Genomic DNA, 20891 nt, shown 5'->3' on the forward strand with positions numbered 1-20891 from the left:
TCAGGCAGTGTATGTGACGGCTTTGACGGCCGCGATGACTTCTCCGACATTCGGCAGCGCCAGTTTTTCAAGATTGGCGGCGTAGGGCATCGGAACGTCCTTGCCGGCAATGGTGATGATCGGCGCGTCGAGATAATCAAACGCCTGCTGCTGCACCCGAGTGGCGATTTCGGTGCCGATCGAGCTCTGCGGGTAGCCTTCCTCGACGGTGACCAGACGGCCGGTCTTCTTCACGCTTTCGATGACGGTCGGCAGATCCATCGGCCGGATGGTGCGCAGATCGATCAGTTCGACATCGATGCCCAGCTTGGACAGTTCCTCGACCGCCTTGACCGCATAGGTCATGCCGATGCCGAAGGAGACGATGGTGGCGTCCTTGCCGGTCTTGTGAATGCGGGCCTTGCCGATCGGCAGCACGAAATCATCCATTTTCGGCACGTCGAAGCTCTGGCCGTAAAGGATCTCGTTTTCGAGGAAGATGATCGGGTTCGGGTCGCGGATGGCGGCCTTGAGCAGGCCTTTGGCGTCGGCTGCCGAATAGGGCATGATCACCTTGAGGCCGGGAATGGCGCTGTACCAGGCGCCATAGCACTGCGAGTGCTGGGCGCCGACGCGCGACGCCGCACCATTGGGGCCGCGGAAGACAATCGGCGCCCCCATCTGGCCGCCGGACATGTAGAGCGTCTTGGCCGCCGAGTTGATGATCTGGTCGATCGCCTGCATGGCGAAGTTGAAGGTCATGAACTCGACGATCGGGCGCAGGCCGGCCATGGCGGCACCGACGCCGATTCCGGCAAAGCCGTGCTCGGTGATCGGCGTGTCGACAACCCGGCGGTCGCCGAATTCGGCCAGCAACCCTTGCGTGATCTTGTAGGCGCCCTGGTATTCGGCCACTTCCTCGCCCATGACGAAGACTTTCTCGTCGGCGCGCATTTCCTCGGCCATGGCGTCGCGCAAGGCTTCGCGCACGGTGGTCTGCACCATTTCGGTGCCTTCCGGGATCGACGGATCGGAGGCTGCGGTGTTGGCGACGGGCGCCTTGGGCTCGGCCGGCACCGGGGCTGGCTCGGATTTGGCTTCGGCCTCGGGCGCCTTGGCTTCCTCGGCGGCGGGCGCGGCTTCCGCCGATTTGGCGGATCCGATGTCGGAGGCGCTTTCGCCCTCTTCCAGGATCACGGCTATGACGGCGTTGACCTTGACGTTCTCGGTTCCGGCCGGAACGACGATCTTGCCGAGCACGCCCTCGTCGATGGCTTCCACTTCCATGGTTGCCTTGTCGGTTTCAATTTCGGCCAGCACATCGCCGGAAGCGACCTTGTCGCCTTCGTTTTTCAGCCATTTGGACAGCGTGCCTTCTTCCATGGTCGGGGAAAGCGCGGGCATCAGGATATCAATCGGCATGGTGTTCCCTCCCCTTAAAGCAGAATGTCGGTGTAGAGCTCGGACGGATCCGGCTCCGGACTGTTCTGGGCGAAGTCTGCTGCATCCGCCACCACGTCGCGCACCTTCTTGTCGATCGACTTGAGATCGTCCTCGCTGGCGTGCTTGAGTTCGAGAATGCGCGCCTTGACCTGTTCGATCGGGTCATGCTCGGAGCGCATCTTCTGGACTTCGTCCTTGGTGCGGTACTTGGCCGGATCCGACATCGAGTGGCCGCGATAGCGATAGGTCAGCATTTCGAGAATGATCGGGCCCTTGCCCGAGCGGCAATGGGCGACCGCCTCGATGGCTGCGGCGTGCACGGCGCGCACATCCATGCCATCGACCTGGTGGCCGGGAATGCCGAAGGAATTGCCGCGCAGCGAAAAATTCGACTGGGCCGACGAACGCGCCGTCGAGGTGCCCATGGCGTAGCGGTTGTTCTCGACAATGTAGATCACCGGCAGCTTCCACAAAGCCGCCATGTTGAAGCTCTCGTAGACCTGGCCCTGGTTGGCGGCGCCGTCGCCGAAATAGGCGAGGCTGACATTGTCGTTGCCGCGGTAGCGGTTGGCGAAGGCCAGACCGGTGCCGAGCGACACCTGGCCGCCGACGATTCCGTGGCCGCCATAGAAATTCTTCTCCTTGGAGAACATGTGCATGGAGCCGCCCTTGCCATGCGAATAGCCGTCGCGGCGTCCGGTCAGCTCGGCCATCACGCCGCGGGCTTCCATGCCGCAGGCCAGCATGTGGCCGTGATCGCGGTAGCCGGTGATGACCTGGTCGCCATCCTTGAGCGCCATCTGCATGCCGACGACGACAGCTTCCTGTCCGATATAGAGATGGCAGAAGCCGCCGATGAAGCCCATGCCGTAGAGCTGGCCGGCCTTCTCTTCGAAGCGGCGGATCATCAGCATGTCGCTATAGGCCTTGATTTCGGCCTCTTTGTCGAAATCGGTAATTCCGCCGTTCAGCCCGCTTTTCTCGGCAGGCTTCTTGCGGGATGCGGCTGTGGCAGTTTTACGGGGTGCCATGTCATCCTCCCAGTGGTCATGTTGAACTGACCTTAGGGAAAATGACAGCGGTCAGCAAGCGCATAAACGCATGGCTGTCATGTTTGGCTAGAGGGTTGTAATCGTGGAATATTTTGCCAATTAACCGAATTTCGGTTAATTAATGAAGCTGGTGGAAATACACGACTTCATCTTCGCGCGCCACGTTCAACAGCAGCCGCGCCCGCTCATCGAGCATGTCGGCCTCGACCGCGCCATCGCTCAACAACATCACCTTGCGTTCGAGATGTTGCCTGCGTTCGGTCAGGCTTGCAAGCTGTTCGGTCAGTTCGATGCGCCGGATTTCCAGCGCTTCGGCTGATTCGAGCCCGAAGGCGCCGTGCCAGGAGTGGAACCCGAAATAGGAAAAACACCCGATGGAAAGCGCTGGAATGATCCAGCGGATCCACGATCTCTTCTTTTTGAACTGTGTCCGCATTCGAAAAACGCCTTACCCGTGCGAGGTGCCAAACATGGCAGCTCATACTTAATATAGCGTTAGCCTGGCGGCGGAATGCTGCGCCGCACATGAAAAAGCCCGCGCCGGAAGCGCGGGCCTGATGCAGGTAGGCGGGACCTGCCGCCGTGACCGATGACGGGGCTGTCTAGCCGCGCAGTACCGAAGTGCCGGCATAGGCTGCCTCGACGCCGAGCTCTTCCTCGATGCGGATGAGCTGGTTGTACTTGGCCAGCCGGTCCGAGCGCGACAGCGACCCGGTCTTGATCTGTCCGCAATTGGTGGCGACGGCGAGATCGGCGATGGTCGAATCCTCGGTTTCGCCGGAACGGTGGCTCATCACCGCGGTGTAACGCGCCTTGTGCGCGGTTTCGACGGCGTCGAGCGTCTCCGACAGAGTGCCGATCTGGTTGACCTTGACCAGGATCGAATTGGCTACGCCCATCTTGATGCCGTCGCGCAGACGCGCCGAATTGGTGACGAACAGATCGTCTCCGACCAGCTGGCACTTGTCGCCGATCATGTCGGTCAGGGTCTTCCAGCCTTCCCAGTCATCCTCGGCCATGCCGTCCTCGATCGAGATGATCGGGTATTTGGCGGCGAGTTCGGCATAGTAAGCTGCCATTTCGGCGCTTTCGAGAATGCGCCCCTCGCCTGCCAGATCGTATTTGCCGTCCTTGAAGAACTCGGTCGAGGCCGGGTCGAGCGCGATATAGATGTCTTCGCCAGGACGGTAGCCGGCCTTCTCGATCGACTTCACGACGAAATCCAGCGCTTCCGGGGCACTCTTGAGATCGGGTGCGAAACCGCCTTCGTCGCCGACATTGGTATTGTATCCGCCGGCGGCAAGTTCCTTGCGCAGGGTGTGGAAAACCTCAGAACCCATGCGCACGGCTTCGCTCAGCGTGTCAGCGCCGACCGGCATGATCATGAATTCCTGGAAATCGATCGGATTGTCGGCATGCGCGCCGCCATTGATGATGTTCATCATCGGCACCGGCAGCAGCCGCGCATTGGCGCCGCCGACATAGCGGTAGAGCGGCAGGCCGCTGGCCTGCGCCGAGGCGCGCGCGGCTGCAAGCGACACGCCCAAAATGGCGTTGGCGCCGAGCTTGCTCTTGTTGGCGGTGCCGTCGAGCGCGATCATCGCCTTGTCGAGCGCGATCTGGCCTTCCGCATCCATTCCGCAGATATTGTCGCGCAGCGTGCCATTGACCGCGGCGACGGCCTTCTGCACACCCTTGCCGAGATAGCGGCTGCCGCCATCGCGCAATTCGACGGCTTCATGGGCGCCGGTCGAGGCGCCCGATGGCACCATGGCGCGGCCCATCGAGCCGTCTTCAAGATGGACGTCAACCTCCACCGTCGGGTTTCCGCGGCTGTCGAGGATTTCCCGTCCGACAATATCGATAATGGCGGTCATGGTCTGGTTCCTTGTGATTGTGGCGATGGCTCAAGTGGCGCTGCGCCGTCTTACCGCACTCCGGCGAAAAATCAATTGCAAGCCGACATCGCCGCAGCCGGCCGGGCGGCGACGGGCGTCATGATCGGCCCTGCCCGCCGCTGTTTGAGGCCAAGGACACAGATTGCGCTCGCGTCACCAAGCGCCGGCGCGCTGCCGCTCCCGCAGGCAGACCGGCGTCGGTAAGCTGCTTTAATGACAGTCTTATCGACACTGCCGATTTCATAGATCGGTAACCGCTGAGCCTTATATTGCAGTGCATTATCGGAGCGCGCAGCCTGTGGTGCGTCTCGGGATGCAAGTTATTATAGGAAATTATTCTCCGACCTTTCAAATCTGACACATCGGGAACCTCTCATGAACCTGAATATCGGTCGCAGTCTCATCGCGTTCGGCGTGGTAATCACGGTCTTCCTCACCGCTCTGGTCACGATCAACACCTATACCCTGTCCGAGCTCAAGGTCTCGGGGCAGAGCCATCAGCAGATTGCCCGCAGAAAAGCGCTGATCGCCGACACGCTGTCGCCACCGCTCTATCTCGTCGAAGCCTATATGCTGGTCAACGAGATGACCGTGCATCCCGCCACCCTGGAGACCAATACCGGCAAGCTCGAAGCGCTTCGGGCGCAGTTTGACGAGCGCAAGGCCTATTGGCAGCAATCCGGTCTCGACCAGACGCTCAGCACCTGGCTGCAGGACGATATCCTGAGCAAGGGCGACGCCTTCTGGGCCATAGTCGATGACAAGGTCCTGCCCGCACGTCTCGCCGGTGACCCGGCGGCAACCGGCCAAGCGCTGGACGAACTGCAGACAGCCTTTCATGCACATGCCACCGCGGTGGAGACCTTCGAACAGCTCACCTCCGTGGCGCTTGATGCGGCCGAAGCCAGCGCCCAGGCAACGGAGGAGCTGTTTTTCAATCTGACGCTGCTCGCCGGCGGAGTGACGCTCCTGATTTTCGTCGGAGGCCTTGCCGTGTTTCGCAAGCGCGCCATCGTGCCGCTCACCGACATGAAGAACTACATGCGGATTCTCGCAGGCGGCGATTACTCCGTCGAGGTCCCGCATGCCGACCGCAAGGACGAGATCGGCGAAATGGCCCAGTCGGTGGCCTCATTCCGCGAAGCCGCGATTGAGCGGATCTCGGCCAAGGAGCACGCCGAACAGCAACAGGCGGAACGGCGGCGGCTGGAAGATCACGCCGCGCGCTCCAAGGCTGCGGCCGACCAGGACCGGGTGCGGGTGATCGAGACCCTGACCACCGGGCTGGAGCACCTTTCCGCCGGAAACCTGAATTTCCGCATCGAGGATGCGCTGGCCGCCGATTACGAAGAGCTGCGGACGGTGTTCAACCTCTCGATCGCGTCGCTGGGCGAAACCATCCGGGAAATTTCCACGACAACCGATTCTGTCCGTCTTGCCTCTTCCGAAATCGGTGCCGCCGCCGACAATCTTTCGCAGCGCACCGAGCAACAGGCCGCCTCGCTCGAGGAGACCGCGGCAGCACTCGACGAGATCACCTCGGCGGTGAAGAGCTCGGCCCGCCGCGCCGAGGAAGCCAGCGACATGGTCGGTCACGCCAAGTCCCGGGCCGAGGAGTCCGGCAAGGTGATGGAGACCGCGATTTCGGCGATGGAGACCATCGCCGATTCGTCCAGACAGATCAGCCAGATCATCTCGGTGATCGACGACATCGCATTCCAGACCAATCTGCTGGCGCTCAATGCCGGTGTGGAGGCCGCCCGCGCCGGCGATGCCGGCCGCGGCTTTGCCGTGGTGGCCCAGGAAGTGCGCGAGCTGGCGCAGCGCTCGGCCAATGCCGCCAAGGAGATCAAGACCCTGATCCGCACCTCCTCCGACCAGGTCGGAACCGGCGTGGCGCTGGTCAATGAAACCGGCACGGCGCTGTGCAAGATCGAGACCCAGGTGCTGCAGATCAACGACCTGATCTGCTCGATCGTCACCGGCGCGCGCGAACAATCCGCCTCGCTGGCGGAGATCAATGCCGCGATCAACCAGATGGACCAGGTCACCCAGCAAAACGCCGCAATGGTTGAACAGACCAATGCCGCCACCCAGGCGCTGTCGGGCGAGGCGGTCAGGCTCGACAGCCTGGTGGCGCGCTTTGCAACCGGCGCTTCGGCGGGCCGAGCGGCCCCACGGGCCATCCCGCAGCACCCAAAGGCGCCCGTTGCAGCAACGCCCCTGTCGCGGCCGGCGCAATCCCCCGCGCGTGCGCTGGGCGCCAAGGTGGCCTCGGCCTTCGGCCTGGGCACGGCGACAAAGGATCCCCGGGACGACCAGTGGGACGGGTTCTGACACCAGCCTGCAGTCTAATGCCGAAATGGCCGCCGGGGACAAACCGGCGGCCATTTTTTTAATCTCGGCAGTCGACGGCAGATCAGTGCTGCTCAGCCGGCGTCGCGCTTGGCCACGGCGTCGAAGGCCAGCAGGGTCTCGAGCAGCCGGGGCAGGTCCTTGAGCGGGATCATGTTGGGACCGTCCGACGAGGTGGAATTGTCCGGGTCCTCGTGGGTTTCTATGAACACGCCGGCGACACCGACGGCAACGGCGGCGCGGGCGAGCGTTTCGACGAAGCGGCGTTCGCCGCCCGAGCTTGCCCCCTGCCCGCCGGGCTGCTGCACCGAATGGGTGGCGTCGAAGATCACCGGTGCGCCGGTGTCGGCCATGATCGGCAATGCGCGCATGTCGGAGACCAGCGTGTTGTAGCCAAACGACGCGCCGCGCTCGGTCAGGAGCACATTCGGATTGCCCGAGCCGGTGATTTTGGCGAGCACATTCTTCATGTCCCAGGGCGCCAGGAACTGGCCCTTCTTGACATTGATGACCTTGCCGGTGTTGGCGGCGGCGACAAGCAGGTCGGTCTGGCGCGACAGGAAGGCCGGGATCTGCAGCACGTCGACATGCGGTGCGACGATGGCGCATTGTTCTTCGGAATGGATGTCGGTGAGCACCGGCAGGCCGAGCTGGTTGCGCAGGTCGTCAAACACCGGCAGCGCGGCATCCATGCCGGCGCCGCGGGTGCTCGTCAGCGAGGTGCGGTTGGCCTTGTCATAGCTCGACTTGTAGACCAGGCCGAGCCCGAGCGTGCCGCACAATTCCTTCAGCGCACTGGCCATGTCGAAGGCATGACCGCGGGATTCGAACTGGCAGGGACCGGCGATCAGGGTCAGCGGCAGGGTGTTGCCGAAGACGGCATTGCCGACGGAGACGGTCGAATTGGGCGCGGTGCTCATCTGGTTTCCTCGAAGCAGTAATAGGCGCCCTGGCCGGGCGCGGGATTGACGATCAGGCGGGAGCCGAATTCGCGCGCTGCGACGCCATTGTCGTGCAGCAGTTCGGTGAGCGCGACCAGATCTGTAACCCGGAAGACCACGGCGCGGCCCAGCAGCCCGCGTTCGGCGGAGCCGTCGAGGACGCCGAAATGGGCTTCCATGCCCGCCTTGTTGAACACGGTGATTGTGGCGCCGTCGAGCTCGATCGACATGCCGAAGGAATTGGCCTCGACCTCGCGGTTGCAGGCAAGCTCCTGGATGAAATACTGGAAATCGGTCGGATTGGGCTCGGACAGGATGATTTCGCTGATCCCGGTGACGCCATTGGCATGCGCCGTCAGCGCCGATCGGTCGGCGGCGGGAACATTGACGCGCTCGACGGCGAAGCCGAACAGGTCCGGCGACCGCAGATCGGCGGCGAAGGCCAGCTTGAAACTCGCATCCCTTGTTGTCCCGTCGGGAAAGGTCATGGCGCGGGAGAATTCGAGCAGCTCGCCGCCCGACATGCCGAGTGTGCGGAAGCGGTCATGATCGGCCACGGCGTCGGACGAGCCGACCACGAAGGCGCTGAAGCCGTTGTCGCTGCGCCGGAACCGGTAGGCCTGGTCGCGGGCGACGAAGACATTGCCGCCGCGCGCGGCCTCTTCGCAGTCTTCGCGCGAGGCAATGCCCAGCGGCTCGAGATAGGTGCCGTCGTCAAGGAAGACGCAGGCGTTCTCGGTGCCGAAGGGATGGCGCGCCTCGGCCGCGACGATGAAGCCGAGCGCTGCATGACGGGCGCGCGCAGTCTCGAGATCCTCGACCGGCAGCACAAGATGATCGAGAGGGCGGCGGGTGCGCGGTGATGGCATCGTCGGGTTACTCCATTTGTCTTCCCCTTATCAGCAAGCTTGGACCCGGTGCAACTGCCCGTACCCGCGCCGGCGGCGCTACCCTTGCGGGAATCGCGGCCAAACGCTAATTGGAGGGCCTGGTTCAAAGGGAGTTGGTCTTGACGCAGATGTTTGCCGCCGCGCTGAAGCGCTGTCAGGTCGCGCTGTCACTTATGCTGGTGGCGCTGACGCTGACGGCCTGTGCCTCTTCGGGGTCGACCGAGGCGGTGCTGACCTCGGTGGCGCCGCTGACGGACAAATATGCGGCGATCGTCGTCGACGCCAAGAGCGGCAAGATGCTCTATGGCGCCAATGTCAACGAGCTGCGCTACCCGGCGTCGCTGACCAAGATGATGACCCTCTACCTGATGTTTGAAGCCATTGACGAAGGCCGCGTCAGCCGTACCGACCTGATCCCGATCTCCAGGAATGCCGCGCGGCGCCCGCCTTCCAAGCTCGGCCTGAAGGCCGGCGAGACCATTCCCGTCGACACCGCGATCAGGGTGCTGGTGGTCAAGTCGGCCAATGACGTGGCCACCGCCGTGGCCGAATTTCTAGGCGGCTCGGAAGCCCGCTTTGCCGAGATGATGACGGCGAAGGCGCGGGCGCTGGGCATGAACCGGACCGTGTTCAAGAACGCCTCCGGCCTGCCCGATCCCGACCAGGTGACGACCGCCACCGACATGGCGCGGCTGTCGATCGCGTTGAGGCGGGCATTCCCGCATCATTACGGCTATTTCGGCCATCGCGAGGTGACCGTGGCCGGACGCACCATCAAGGGCCACAACAAGGCGCTGGACATGATTCCGGGCGCCGACGGGCTCAAGACCGGCTATACCCGCGCCTCGGGCTTCAATCTCGCCACCTCGGTCACCCGCGGCGGCAAGTCTGTGGTTGGCGTGGTGATGGGCGAGAACACCTCGAAAATCCGCAATGCGCGGATGGCGCAGCTGATGTCGACCTATGTCAAGAAGGCCAGATAGGCCTTCATTTTCAAATTCTTGCGCGTTGTTTCATGTCGGCCTGTCCCGGCTCAAGGGCCTTCGCAGGTGATGCCGACTGGCGGGTCTTCCTCGATCTGGATGAAGCCGATGCGGATCGGCATCGACTCGTGATCGGCATAAAGCAGCCGGATCGCCGCCACCCGACGGGTCGCCTGCTGGTCCATCAGATCGATGCGAAACAGCTCGCCATCATCAAAATCCTGCGCCTTGGAGACCACCTCTCCGGGGAAAGCCGCTTCGGTGGTCAGTTCCTGGTCGCCCATTGCGACCCGCACCGACAGCACATTGGGCACCGGGCCTGCGCCGAGCACGATCTCGATGCTGGAATCGAATTTCAGGTCGGTGCAGGTGATCGACACGGTGGCCCGCGCCGGGGTCGCCAGCGTTGCGGCCAGCGCGGCGGCGGTGAAAGACGCCAGCAGGGCAGTTTGCTTGCGCATGATCTGGTCCTCCTCAGGCGCCGGTCATCCGGTCACAGCCGGTGGCAATCGCCCGGGCCGCCGGAGCGCCACACCGGGCAAGTGTCTCAAAATTACCGCTTCGCGGCAAGGATGAAGCATCCTGGCCGCGTCGTCATGCGGTTGAACGCATATGCAGGAGCGCGCCCGCGCGAAGATTTTCGCCGGGGTGTGAAGGAAACTGTCCGGAGGGCCGCACGCGGGCTTTGCCTCTGGAAAGGGGTTGTATTGGGTGGCGCAGCGCGCGCGCGGCCCGAGTATTGCCGGATGATGTCCGCATCCGACAGGCGGTTCCTTCCATCCTCGGGGTTTTACGCCCGCCCGGATTGCTCCGGCCACAGCCTGGACCGGCCGCGGGAGATGGTTTTCGTGGTCCGGCACGTCTTTTTCGGTCAAGACCGGAAAATCCGCCACAGGCCCGTTCCGGTCTCATTCAAAGTCCCGCCCGAGGACGGGATCTGCCCGAAGGCAGAACATGAATGCGAGCCGGCCCGGTGGCTGGCTTGACCGGTATTTTCACCCGGCTGCCAGCGGAGCCACGATGGTCACCGCCTCCTTCCGCGATCTGCCGCACGTTCCGGCACACCCCGAAAGGCCTTCCACCCACCTGGTCGAGCACGTTCACGTTCCATCCGGCAGCGGGAGCACGCTGATGATCGCACGGGGGTGCGGGATGTGGATGAAATGGGCGCAGATTTTTGCGCGATGGTGCCGCGCGCACACTCTCCACCCCGGTGGGGAGAAAGCAAAATCATGACCTTAGCTTCAGCTAAGTCATAGATTTTGCAAGAGAGGGGTTGGTTTCAGTGCCCGAAATTGTCCCCCTCACTTGCGATTTCTAGCACTTGGGTGAAGCCAAGGCGCTGAAATCGCTTTCTCTCCCACAAGGGTAGAGAAGGAGCTTCGCGCCTTGTCTTTAAATCATTGAAAAATATCAGGGATGGACGGGCGCGCTGTACCAGATTGTCGTCATGCCGGACCCCGATCCGGCATCCAGCGGGCGAGGGTCCGCGAGCCGGTAAACTCCTGCGGCATCAAGGTTTTTTGCGAGACGCTCTCCCGCGTCCGCAGAAGCGGACGCAGCTGGATCCCGGCTCGGAGGCCGGGATGACGGCGGGGAGACAGTGGCTTTTGATCATAGCTCTTTTCCCCGTCAATTCAGCAATTGCAGCGCCCGATCTCCACCCTTGCGGGGGAGATGTCGGTGAAACCGACAGTTTGTACCCACTGCGCAGTGTTCGTTGAGGCGCAGATTTTTGCGCGATGGTGCCGCGCGCACCCTCTCCACCTGGTGGGGGAGAAAGCAAAATCATGACCTTAGCTTCAGCTAAGTCATTGATTTTGCAAGAGAGGGGGTTGGTTTTAGTGCCCGAAATTGCCCCTCACTTGCGATTTCTAGCACTTGGCTGAAGCCAAGGCGCTGAAATCGCTTTCTCTCCCACAAGGGGAGAGAAGGAACTTCGCACCTCATCTGTAAGCCATTGAAAAATCTAAGGTATGGACAGGGCGCTGTGCCAGATTGTCGTCATGCCGGACCCCGTTCCGGCATCCAGCGGGCGAGCGTCCGCGAGCCGGTAAACTCCTGCGGCATCATGGTTTTTGGCGGGAATCTCTTCCGCGTCCGCAGAAGCGGACGCAGCTGGATCCCGGCTCGGGGGCCGGGATGACGGCGGGGAGACAGTGGCTTTTGATCACACTTTTTATCCCCGGCAATTCGGCGTTTTCGCGAGCGCGATCTCCCCCTTGCGGTGGGGTCCGGAGGACGGGGCGAGACCCGTGGCTCGCGCCAGCAGCCCCGACAGGGCATAGGAGGCATGCATCGCTTTATGCCGACAGCGCAGTGCTGTCCGAGACTTTTACCCCCTTGTATGTTCGACCCGCGCCTTGATGGTATTGTTTTGGCGTGATCCCCCGGAGGTGGCCACCTCCGGGGGATCTGGCGGGCGGGACCGTTCCCCCTTGGTTTGAACCGAGACAGAGCTTGGTCCGTCCGTCTTCACGTTTGTCCTGAACAGATGATGGGGAGCAAGTCCCGCATGCAAGGCAAGGTATCGTTCGAACAAGACGCGACGTCCGCAGTTTATGTCGGTGTGGACGTCTGTAAAGAGTGGCTCGACATTCATGTCCTTCCGCAGGCTGAAAGCCGGCGGTTCGGCAACGACAAGGCTGGCATCCGCCAGTTCAAGCGGATGCTGACCAGACTGCGGCCCGATCGCATCATCATGGAGGCGACCGGCAAGTTCCATCGTCCCGCTCACCGCTCGCTCAGTGGAGATGGTTTTGCTGTGGCGATCGTCGATCCGTGGCGCGCCCGGCAGTTTGCAGGCTGCTACGGCTATCTGGCCAAGACCGATCGGCTCGATGCCCGCATGCTGGCGCTGCTGGCTGCCGCACTTCGGCCGCAGCCGAGTGCGCCTCCAAGCCCGGACATCGAGGCCCTGCGGGAGCTGGTCAATGCAAGGTCGGGCGCCCAAGGCGAGCTCACGGCGCTGAAGAACCGTTGCAAGGCGGCCGATGTCGCCTTTCTGCGGGCAGAGCTTTGCCGGCTCATCGGGGTGCTGGAGCGGCATGTCGAACGGCTGGATTCCGAAATCGAACGCCGTATCGCCGCCCAGCCGGATCTTTGCCGCAAGGCCGAGATCCTGACCTCTGTTCCCGGCATCGGCCGCATCACCGCCAGCGCCCTGATCGCCGGAATGGACGAACTCGGCTCCTGCACCGGCAAGCAGGCGGCGATGCTGGCGGGCGTTGCCCCGATCGCCGACGACAGCGGCGAAAGGCATGGCCGGCGCTCCATTCGAGCGGGAAGGCCCGCCCCGCGGCGCGCGCTCTACATGGCCGCCCTGTCGGCACGGCGCTACAATCCGGCGCTTGCCGCCTTTGCCAAGACGCTCCAGGCTGCAGGCAAACCACCCAAGGTCATCCTTGTCGCCATCATGCGCAAGCTCGTCGTCCTGGCCAATTGCCTGCTCGCCCAGAACCGACTCTGGACACCAACTCCGCCTTGACAGCAAACACAGATGCTCTGTCACCTGCGGTGACATCTCCCCCGCAAGGGGGAGATTGGGTGCTTGCGGCGAGGGTTGTAAACTACCTATCCGGTCCGGTGTGTAAACGACCTATCGGCTGGACATTCGGGCGGAGATTGGAGCAGGCGGCAAAATTCGCGGGCCAGTCCGGGCCCTATCGTCTGGCGAAATAATAGAGCACCGCGGCAACCAGCAGCAGGGCGACGGAGGCGATGCCGGCGAAGAAGGGGATCATGCCGGCCATCTCGTCGAAATGCCGCCGGCCCGCCACCGTCTCGATGCCCCACCAGCCGAACATCAAGCCTGCAATGCTGACCAGCGCCAGGATTATTGCAAATGTTTTCATGGCTCTACCGCCTCCTCCGCGGCCGGTCTGCCTGGGCTGCAGTGCCCCTTGTGCTGTGGTTGGCAGGCTCAGGGCCCGGCCCGCGGCATATCCTCAAAAATGCACAATAGGCGCTGTTGTTGCGGATGCAAATTACGCTAGGCTGGGCGCCGTCATGCCGGGCCGAAGCTTTGCCATGACGAGGGCCGCGATTGACGCCGGGATGGCGTGTGTCGCGCCGCTGCCGCCTGGAAAGGACGTGAGATGCCGACAGACACATCGCCTCCGGCAGGCCGGGACAAGGCCATGCTGCGCACCGAGCGCCTGATCCTGCGGCCCGCGCGGCAGGCGGATGTCGCCACCCTGTTCGGCTTTCTCGGCGATGCCGAGGCGATGAAGTTCACCCATGTCGATAGCACGCTGCGGGATTGCCGGCGCAGGGTGATGGTGCATGAATGGCGCAGGCGCCACGATGGCTGTGCGCCCTGGGTCGTCACGGCGCGGGAAGAGGACCGGATTGTCGGATGGGGCGGATTGTACCAGGACCCTTTCGAACCGGGCTGGGGATTCGAGGTCGGCTATTATTTTCATCCTGATGTCTGGGGGCGCGGCTATGCCTCGGAGCTTGTCGGCGCCGCATTGCGGCTTGCGGACCGTAAGCTTGTGCTCGCCGAAGTCTGGGCGATGGCGCATCCGGAAAATCCGGGCTCGCGGCGCGTGCTGGAGAAGCAGGGATTCAGGCAGGTGAGATATCTTCCCGACAGGACGCGGTTCCTGTTCCGCCGCCCGCGCGATACCGGCGGGGACTGACCCTGGCATGCGCATCCGCGACCGGCGAAATGCTTCTGGCCGCTCGATCCAGGACCTTCGCACGTAGCAAGCCCCCTCGCCCGCAATGAATGGGCTCCCGCGCATAACCGCCGGCATTTGCCGGGCCCGCCACGGAGGATTTCCCCGGGGCCGAGAATCCGCTATGACGGGCCCGGCGGCTGCTTTGAGTTGCCGCATTCCAACACGCGAAGTTTTAGGAACTGTCGACCATGAAATTCCGGCTTGCACTTCTGGCGGTGGCTGCCGCCGGCCTCACCGCCTGCACCTCCGCCTCGATACCGTCCAACCCGCTGGAGGCGCGCTGGAACGGCAAGTCGGCCGGGGTGTTCTTTGCCGCTTTCGGTCCGCCTGTGTCGGACCGGGCCGGCGCCGGCGGCACGACATTTTACAACTGGCGCGGCGGCTTTGGCCGCGGCAGGCCCTGCACGGTCGAGCTGACGGTGAGCAAGGCCTATACCATCACCGCCATCCGCGCCGTCTCCGACCGGATCGACCCCAAGGGCGGCCCGACCCATTGCGAAAAAACGCTGGATGCGGATTGAGGCTGGGTGGCATCCGAAAGGCTTTGAACTGGTTTTCGATTGGAAGACGGCACCAGGATTTCCGTCATGCCGGACTAGATCCGGTATCCAGCGACCCGGCGACTGCCGGGTCAAGAAAGTCTTTCAGCCCAAGGACTTGGGCTGACTGGATCCCGGCTCGGAGGCCGGGATGACGGAGTTCGTAGAGGCGCTTTCCCAGAATTTGCATTTGTGGAGCGTCATTTGCCAAGACATGCAGCGGGCACCCTCACTTAAGCGGCGCGATATCGCCCCTGGCCCAGCGTTCTTGCGTCTCCGTTGAAAACGCGGCGAAGCGCTGCGCCTCGATCGCGCCGCGAATGCCGGCCATCAGGTCCTGGTAATAGCTCAGATTGTTCCAGGTGATCAGCATCATGCCCAGAATCTCGTTGGAGCGGACCAGGTGGTGCAGATAGGCGCGGGAATAGTCGCGCGCAGCCGGGCATGAGCTTTCCTCGTCCAGCGGACGGTGGTCCTCGGCGTGGCGCGCATTCTTGATGTTGATCTTGCCGTGGCGGGTAAAGGCGAGACCATGGCGGCCGGCACGGGTCGGCATCACGCAATCGAACATGTCGATGCCGCGGCCGACGGATTTGAGCATGTCGTCGGGCGTGCCGACACCCATCAGGTAGCGGGGCTTGTCCGAAGGCAGCAGCGGACAGGTGACATCGAGCATGTCGAGCATCACCTCCTGCGGCTCGCCGACGGCGAGACCGCCGACGGCATAGCCTTTGAGGTCCAGCCCTGACAGGCCTTGCGCCGAGCGTTCGCGCAGTTTCGGGATATCACCACCCTGGACGATGCCGAACATCGCCTTGCCGGGCTGGTCGCCAAAGGCCACCTTGCAGCGGTCGGCCCAGCGCAGCGACATTTCCATGGCGCGTTCGATCTCGGTCTCGCTGGCCGGCAGCCGCACGCATTCATCGAGCTGCATCTGGATGTCGGAATCAAGCAGCCCCTGGATTTCGATCGAGCGTTCCGGGCTCATCTCGTGGCGCGAACCGTCGATATGGGACTGGAAGGTGACGCCCTGCTCGTTGATCTTTCTGAGTGCGGACAGCGACATCACCTGAAACCCGCCGGAATCGGTCAGGATCGGCTTTTGCCAGCGGGCGAAGTCGTGCAGACCCCCGAGCTTCGCCACCCGTTCCGCACCCGGGCGCAGCATCAAATGATAGGTGTTGCCCAGAATGATATCGGCGCCCAGATCGCTGACCTGGTCCATATACATGGCCTTGACCGTGCCGGCGGTGCCCACCGGCATGAAGGCAGGCGTGCGGATGGCGCCGCGCGGCATGGTGATTTCGCCGCGCCGGGCCTTGCCATCGGTGGCCTTGAGCTTGAACTGGAAGGTGTCAGCTTTTGTGGGAGTTTCGGGGGTCACAAGTCACTCCGGAACAGCAGGCTGGAATCGCCATAGGAATAGAAACGGTAATTGTTATCAATGGCATGGCGGTAGGCCGCGTGCATTGTGTCAAAGCCGGAAAACGCCGATACCAGCATGAACAGGGTCGAGCGCGGCAGATGGAAATTGGTCATCAGGATGTCGACGGCGGGAAAAGAGTAGCCCGGCGTGATGAAGATGTCGGTCGGTCCGGACCAGGCTTTGATGGTGCCGTCCTCGCCGGTGGCGCTTTCGAGCAGCCTGAGCGAAGTGGTGCCGACGGAGACGATGCGGCCCCCCTGCCATGCACGGCGTTGAGTGCGGCGGCAGTCTCGGCGCTGACATGGCCGATTTCGGAATGCATCAGATGCTCGGCGGTGTCATCGACCTTGACCGGCAAAAACGTGCCGGCGCCGACATGCAGGGTGACGAAATGCCGGGAGATACCGCGCGCGTCGAGCTTGGCAAACAGCGCATCGGTGAAATGCAGCCCCGCCGTGGGGGCTGCGACGGCGCCATCCTCGCGGGCATAGATGGTCTGGTAGTCCTTGCGGTCCTGATCGTCCTCGCCCCGCTTTGACGCAATGTAAGGTGGCAGCGGAATGTGGCCGGTGGCCATGATCGCCTCGTCCAGCGCCGGGCCCGAGAGATCAAAGATCAGTTCAAGCTCACCGCCCTCGCCGCGGTCGCCCGCCGTGGCGTCAAGCACGCCGGTGAGACAGGTTTCACCATCGCCGCCAAATGACAGCCGGTCGCCCTGCTTGATGCGCTTTCCCGGCCGGACAAAGGCTTTCCAGCGGTCCGGGCCCGAGCGCATGTGCAGCGTGGCGGAGATGCGCTGGCGATTGTCGCCGCGGATGCGAAAGCCTTCGAGCTGCGCCGGGATCACCTTGGTGTCGTTGAACACCAGCGCGTCGCCGGGTTCAAGCTGGTCGGCCAGGTCACCGACGCTGAGATCGGTCAGCGCGCCGTCGGCTGCGACATGCAGCATCCGGGCGCTGTCGCGCGGGTTTGCCGGGCGAAGCGCGATGCACGCCTCGGGCAGGTCAAAATCGAAAAGGTCTACGCGCAAGAAAAATCACCGCATTGCTGGGAATCAGAACCGGTCAGGTATCAGGAAATCACGCGCCGCGCAAAAACCGGTCGAGTTGCTCGGCAAGCGGCTCGCTGGCAAACAGTTTCTTGGAGTAAAGCCAGTTCCTGTGGCTGGGGCCGAAATGCACCAGCCCGGATTTCGAGCTGACCGGGGATTGTTCGTCGAGCGAAATCTCGAGCAGCAGATCATCATTGTGGACGATCTCGGACATGGCCATCGACCAGTTGATGTGGGCTGTCGGCTTGCGGCGGTCATCGAGAATGCAATAGAGCCGCCGCTCGGTCCGGACCAGCCAGGTCTGCTGGACACTGGTCTGGAACAGCAGCAGGGCCCGCGCCCGTGCCGGATCGGTGCCGTCATGGGAGGGGTAATTGACCGACTGGGTGATGACGTTGCGGATCTGGTCCGGCGTCAGGAACGGCCGCGCAGCCCGGTCCCGCGATCGTTTCATCAACACGTCAGAAAGAAGTACCGCCATTTCCACTCACCTGTATTTCTGTCCCAATGTCTGAGCTTGTCGTCATGGCCAGACCGCTGCGGATTGTTGCGCGACAGGCAGGTGCCTGCCGAAGGACCAACCGGATTGATCCCAATATAGAACTCCGGCGGCTATTCCGCCACCTCTTCGGTCGCCGCCTGCATGTCTTCGGGATCGGGCAAGGGGGCGGTCTTGCGCCGCTGGCGCCCTGCCCGCCTTCCTCCTTGACGGTGGTGCCGAAGCGGGCGAGCAACTGCGCATAGGTCACCTGCCAGAGCACGCCGGTGGCGACAGCGGTGTGCGGCGCCATCTGCAGGAAATCGATCACGGCGGCGAAAAACGCCACCAGCCAGGCGGCAATCATGCCGAAGACGATGACGCCCAGGGCCTGAACGAGGTAATCACCACGCCGCCCTGGTCACCCATGCCGAATTCGCCGGCGTCATCTGCGGCAAATCCGAAATGGCGGACGATGGCGACGAGAAGATCGATGACGACAAATGCCGCAAAGGCAAGCGATGCGAGAGTGGCAAAGGCCAGGACGCCATTGGCATCGGTGCATCGCGGAAGTGTGTCGTGGGCGTCGAACAGCAGCCGCATGAAGGCTTCGTAGACCCCGGAACAGGCTGTTCCTGCGGTCTCATCCTGTGCCATGGCTGAGCTTACAAACCCCATGTCCACCCCCGATTGCGGCCAGTTTAGCTGCAATCGGGAGCTGGATCAATTCAGAGGTCAGGGGTCAGGCGTCGGCTGCGACCTTGACCGAGACGATCTTGTCGGGGTCGGCCACGGGCTCGCCGCGCTTGATCTTGTCGACATTTTCCATGCCGGAGGTGACCTGGCCCCAGACCGTGTACTGGCGGTTGAGGAAGCCGGCATCGTCAAAGCAGATGAAGAACTGCGAATTGGCCGAATTCGGATCCTGCGAACGCGCCATCGAGCAGGTGCCGCGGGCGTGGTTCATGTTGGAGAACTCTGCCTTCAGGTCAGGCTTGTCGGAGCCGCCCATGCCGGCGCGGCGGGGATCGAAGGAGGCGCCGTCGGACTTGCCGAACTTGACGTCGCCGGTCTGCGCCATGAAGCCGTCGATGACGCGGTGAAACACCACACCGTCATAGGCGCCTTCGCGGGCCAGTTCCTTGATCCGGGCCACGTGGCCGGGCGCCAGATCAGGCAGCAATTCGATGGTCACCTGGCCCTTGGTGGTCTCCATGATGAGGGTGTTTTCGGGATCCTTGATCTCCGCCATGGGTCGTCTCCTTGGTTTTTGTTGTGGTCGTTGGTGGGTCTCAGCCGCCGGAGCGGACCTTGATCATGCGGTCGGGATCGCTCACCGAGCCGTTGTTGTTGGCATCGCCGAGCTTGATCTGGTCGACATGCTCCATGCCTTCGACCACCTTGCCGACGACGGTGTATTCACCGTTTAGGAAGGTGCCGGGCGCGAGCATGATGAAGAACTGCGAATTGGCCGAATTCGGGTTTTGCGAGCGCGCCATGCCGACAATGCCGCGGTCGAACGAGACATCGGAGAACTCGGCCTTGAGATCGGGCTTGGACGAGCCGCCGGTGCCGGCGCGCTGCGGCACGAAGCCGTCTTCCATGTCGCCGAACTCGACATCGCCGGTCTGGGCCATGAAGCCGTCGATCACCCGGTGAAAGGCGACATTGTCATATTCGCCGGCGTCGGCGAGTTCCTTGAGGCGGGCCGAATGCTGGGGTGCGACATCTTCGGCAAGCTCGATCACCACATTGCCGGTCTTGAGCTGGATGGTCAGCATCTCGGCTGCGGCGGCAAGGGATGTCGAAGCCAGGCCGAGGGCCAGGGTCGCGGCGATAAGTAGACGTGAAGAACGCATGAGAGCTCCAGAAAAGTGCAGCGGCCGGGGCTTGCAAGCCCGGCGGCAATCGTTTGACACACCGCCGCAGGCTTGGCAACGCCACGACGAAGCGAGTTTGGCTTACGAAATCCGGGCTGCGAGCGCCTTTTGCACGACAGCCGGTACAAACGGCGAGACATCGCCGCCCATCCTGGCGATTTGGCGCACAAGCGTGGCGGTGATGTGGCGGGAGCCGGGATAGGCCGGCGCGAACACGGTGGTGACATCGGGCGCCATGGCCCGGTTCATCCCCGCCATCTGCATTTCATAGTCGAGATCGGTGCCGTCGCGCAGGCCGCGCACGAGGATGGTGGCGTCGGCTGTGCGCGCCGCCTCGACCACCAGGCCCTGGAAGGAGACGACGCTGACGGTTTCGGCGCGGTCGGGAAATTGTTCCCTCACGACATGATCGATGATGCTGACGCGCTCGTCGAAGGAGAACATCGGGGTCTTGCCCGGATGCACGCCGATGCCGATCACCAGCGCGTCACACAGCGCCAGCGACTGCTCGAGCACGTCGAGATGGCCGTTGGTCATGGGGTCGAAGGACCCGGGATAAAATGCGATGCGCATCGGAAACTTCCCTTTATCAAGCCGTCAGCAGGCCTTTGTCTGCTGAACGCCTTTTGTCATGCCGATGCGAGCACATCAAGGCAGGATCGGGAGGCTGGCAAGGGACGCGCGCAGACGCCACCGGCAAAGGGCTGCCGGAAGCGTGCTGGTGCAGGGTGCGGAACGGGTGCGCGGGAAGCTGTCAGAAATCCGCGATGGAGAGCCGGATGACCGGCTTCTTGCTGCGCTTGTAGGCCCGTATTGCGGCAGCATCGATCTGCTCGCGGTGGCGGTCGAAGGCGCCGAGATAATCGGTGTCGGGCGACCGCTCCAGTTTCGCAATCCGCTCGAGCGCCGGGGCTTCGAGCAGGAACCGGACTTCCATCACGCCGTCATAGCCGGAAAACCGCACGGTGCCGGCATCCTCGTCGAAGCTGCGCATCGAATTGGGAAAGCCGATCATCGCATGGTCCGCGGCCCTGGGGCGAAGGATGGGGTCACTTCTTGGTTTTCTTCTGGAACGGGCTGGTTTCCAGCTGCTTGACCGCAGAGCCCGGCGCGGCTGCGGATGTCGCGGCAGCCTTGTCCTTCTTGGGTTTGCGGATTTCCTTGCTTGATCTCATTTGACCCTTGGCCATGACATTTCCTGTTCTGGCGCGAGATCCCCAGAACCGGAATCGGTTCAAGCAAGGGACCAGGCGCAAATCGATCGTCTCCAGCGCGCGCTGCGCTGCCTGCC

21 protein-coding genes and 1 pseudogene are annotated in these 20891 nt (G+C 63.0%); 5 read left to right on the top strand and 17 right to left on the bottom strand.

The annotated features are described in order from the left end of the window. From OEG82_RS13520 to eno, 4 genes are all read right to left on the bottom strand, one after another. A complete protein-coding gene (locus OEG82_RS13520) occupies positions 1-1401 on the bottom strand; it encodes a pyruvate dehydrogenase complex E1 component subunit beta (protein ID WP_267612940.1) in 1401 nt (466 codons plus the stop codon). A 14-nt stretch (positions 1402-1415) separates the two neighbouring features. Beyond that, positions 1416-2453, bottom strand: a complete 1038-nt coding sequence (gene pdhA / locus OEG82_RS13525; protein WP_267612941.1) for a pyruvate dehydrogenase (acetyl-transferring) E1 component subunit alpha — start codon at positions 2451-2453, stop codon at positions 1416-1418. A 139-nt stretch (positions 2454-2592) separates the two neighbouring features. Then, entirely contained in the window at positions 2593-2910 is a 318-nt protein-coding gene (locus OEG82_RS13530; protein WP_267612942.1) for an FtsB family cell division protein, read from the bottom strand. A 166-nt stretch (positions 2911-3076) separates the two neighbouring features. After that, the gene (eno, locus tag OEG82_RS13535; RefSeq protein ID WP_267612943.1) at positions 3077-4351 is read right to left on the bottom strand and encodes a phosphopyruvate hydratase; all 1275 of its coding nucleotides are present in this window, start codon (positions 4349-4351) and stop codon (positions 3077-3079) included. Positions 4352-4747: 396 nt separating this feature from the next. On the opposite strand from eno, the gene OEG82_RS13540 reads away from it, so the two are divergent. Then, positions 4748-6709, top strand: coding sequence for a methyl-accepting chemotaxis protein (locus OEG82_RS13540; RefSeq protein WP_267612944.1), 1962 nt, complete (start codon positions 4748-4750; stop codon positions 6707-6709). A gap of 92 nt (positions 6710-6801) precedes the next feature. On the opposite strand, the gene kdsA is transcribed toward OEG82_RS13540, so the two are convergent. Further along, entirely contained in the window at positions 6802-7647 is an 846-nt protein-coding gene (kdsA, locus tag OEG82_RS13545) for a 3-deoxy-8-phosphooctulonate synthase (protein WP_267612945.1), read from the bottom strand. After that, positions 7644-8537 carry a VOC family protein gene (locus tag OEG82_RS13550; protein WP_267612946.1) on the bottom strand — a complete coding sequence of 298 codons (894 nt, stop codon included), beginning with the start codon at positions 8535-8537 and terminating at the stop codon, positions 7644-7646. The genes kdsA and OEG82_RS13550 overlap by 4 nt, the downstream gene beginning before the upstream one ends. Before the next feature lie 149 nt (positions 8538-8686). On the opposite strand from OEG82_RS13550, the gene OEG82_RS13555 reads away from it, so the two are divergent. Next, the gene (locus OEG82_RS13555) at positions 8687-9541 is read left to right on the top strand and encodes a D-alanyl-D-alanine carboxypeptidase family protein (RefSeq protein WP_267614953.1); all 855 of its coding nucleotides are present in this window, start codon (positions 8687-8689) and stop codon (positions 9539-9541) included. A 50-nt stretch (positions 9542-9591) separates the two neighbouring features. Here OEG82_RS13555 and OEG82_RS13560 read toward each other — a convergent pair whose 3' ends face one another. Then, on the bottom strand, positions 9592-10002 hold the full coding sequence (locus tag OEG82_RS13560) for a hypothetical protein (protein WP_267612947.1): 411 nt from the start codon (positions 10000-10002) through the stop codon (positions 9592-9594). Between the two features lie 2054 nt (positions 10003-12056). Between OEG82_RS13560 and OEG82_RS13565 the strand changes: the two genes are divergently transcribed. Then, positions 12057-13028 (top strand): IS110 family RNA-guided transposase, encoded by a 972-nt coding sequence (locus OEG82_RS13565; RefSeq protein ID WP_267610647.1) that lies wholly within the window; start codon positions 12057-12059, stop codon positions 13026-13028. A 175-nt stretch (positions 13029-13203) separates the two neighbouring features. On the opposite strand, the gene OEG82_RS13570 is transcribed toward OEG82_RS13565, so the two are convergent. Further along, a complete protein-coding gene (locus tag OEG82_RS13570; protein WP_267612948.1) occupies positions 13204-13395 on the bottom strand; it encodes a hypothetical protein in 192 nt (63 codons plus the stop codon). 243 nt (positions 13396-13638) lie between these two features. On the opposite strand from OEG82_RS13570, the gene OEG82_RS13575 reads away from it, so the two are divergent. Both OEG82_RS13575 and OEG82_RS13580 read left to right on the top strand, forming a co-directional pair. After that, positions 13639-14184, top strand: a complete 546-nt coding sequence (locus OEG82_RS13575; protein WP_267612949.1) for a GNAT family N-acetyltransferase — start codon at positions 13639-13641, stop codon at positions 14182-14184. A 230-nt stretch (positions 14185-14414) separates the two neighbouring features. Then, positions 14415-14747: a hypothetical protein gene (locus OEG82_RS13580; protein WP_267612950.1), complete on the top strand. Its 333-nt coding sequence runs from the start codon at positions 14415-14417 to the stop codon at positions 14745-14747. Positions 14748-14994: 247 nt separating this feature from the next. Here the strand turns inward: OEG82_RS13580 and tgt are convergent, their stop codons facing one another. From tgt to OEG82_RS13625, 9 genes and pseudogenes are all read right to left on the bottom strand, one after another. After that, positions 14995-16149, bottom strand: a complete 1155-nt coding sequence (tgt, locus tag OEG82_RS13585; protein WP_267612951.1) for a tRNA guanosine(34) transglycosylase Tgt — start codon at positions 16147-16149, stop codon at positions 14995-14997. Then, a pseudogene (gene queA, locus OEG82_RS13590) lies at positions 16146-17221 on the bottom strand (tRNA preQ1(34) S-adenosylmethionine ribosyltransferase-isomerase QueA). The gene tgt and the pseudogene queA overlap by 4 nt, the downstream one beginning before the upstream one ends. A 49-nt stretch (positions 17222-17270) precedes the next feature. Next, the gene (locus OEG82_RS13595; RefSeq protein WP_267612952.1) at positions 17271-17723 is read right to left on the bottom strand and encodes a hypothetical protein; all 453 of its coding nucleotides are present in this window, start codon (positions 17721-17723) and stop codon (positions 17271-17273) included. Positions 17724-18083: 360 nt separating this feature from the next. Then, positions 18084-18398 (bottom strand): hypothetical protein, encoded by a 315-nt coding sequence (locus tag OEG82_RS13600; RefSeq protein WP_267612953.1) that lies wholly within the window; start codon positions 18396-18398, stop codon positions 18084-18086. A 64-nt stretch (positions 18399-18462) separates the two neighbouring features. Next, positions 18463-18972, bottom strand: a complete 510-nt coding sequence (locus OEG82_RS13605; protein WP_267612954.1) for a peptidylprolyl isomerase — start codon at positions 18970-18972, stop codon at positions 18463-18465. A gap of 40 nt (positions 18973-19012) precedes the next feature. After that, positions 19013-19579, bottom strand: coding sequence for a peptidylprolyl isomerase (locus OEG82_RS13610; protein ID WP_267612955.1), 567 nt, complete (start codon positions 19577-19579; stop codon positions 19013-19015). Positions 19580-19681: 102 nt separating this feature from the next. Further along, on the bottom strand, positions 19682-20173 hold the full coding sequence (coaD, locus tag OEG82_RS13615) for a pantetheine-phosphate adenylyltransferase (RefSeq protein ID WP_267612956.1): 492 nt from the start codon (positions 20171-20173) through the stop codon (positions 19682-19684). 181 nt (positions 20174-20354) lie between these two features. Beyond that, entirely contained in the window at positions 20355-20615 is a 261-nt protein-coding gene (locus OEG82_RS13620) for a DUF1488 family protein (protein ID WP_267612957.1), read from the bottom strand. Positions 20616-20649: 34 nt separating this feature from the next. Then, positions 20650-20790, bottom strand: coding sequence for a hypothetical protein (locus tag OEG82_RS13625; protein WP_267612958.1), 141 nt, complete (start codon positions 20788-20790; stop codon positions 20650-20652). Between the last annotated feature and the right edge of the window lie 101 nt (positions 20791-20891).

The sequence above is a fragment of the Hoeflea ulvae genome (genome assembly GCF_026619435.1).
Lineage (GTDB): Bacteria > Pseudomonadota > Alphaproteobacteria > Rhizobiales > Rhizobiaceae > Hoeflea > Hoeflea ulvae.